General features: G+C 59.4%; 2 protein-coding genes. Both read left to right on the forward strand.

The features are described from left to right. The coding region (locus E1189_RS00350) for a capsid cement protein (RefSeq protein ID WP_155158169.1) at positions 1 to 195 on the forward strand (195 nt) is incomplete at its 5' end. 28 nt (positions 196 to 223) lie between these two features. After that, the coding region (locus tag E1189_RS00355; protein WP_230459831.1) for a hypothetical protein at positions 224 to 414 on the forward strand (191 nt) is incomplete at its 3' end.

Below are 414 nucleotides of genomic sequence, written 5' to 3' on the forward strand. Positions count from 1 at the left end.
GGCCGTGTGGACGTGATCTTCAGCGGCATCACCGAGGCCACGGCAGGCGGCACCATCGCCAAGGGTGACGTGCTCACCAGCGATGCCAACGCAGACGCTGTGACCGCCACTCAGGCAACCGACCGGGTTATTGGTATCGCGCTGGAAGATGCGGTGGCCGGTGACTTCGTCTCCGTACTTATCGCTCACGGCTAGCCCTTAAAACAAGCAGGGAAGGAACACCATGGCTAATGCACCATTCGTAACAAACCCGGTTCTTACCGCCATCGCTATCGCGTACACCAACAGCGAGTTTATCGCTGACCGTGTGCTGCCTCGCGTGGGCGTCGGTTCCCGTGAGTTCAAGTGGACTCAGTACAACAAGGAAGACCGCTTCACCATTCCTGAAACGCTGGTGGGCCGTAAGGGCCGTCC

Origin of the sequence: Parendozoicomonas verongulae (assembly GCF_009711465.1) — a bacterium.
Classification (GTDB): Bacteria; Pseudomonadota; Gammaproteobacteria; order Pseudomonadales; family Endozoicomonadaceae; genus Sansalvadorimonas; species Sansalvadorimonas verongulae.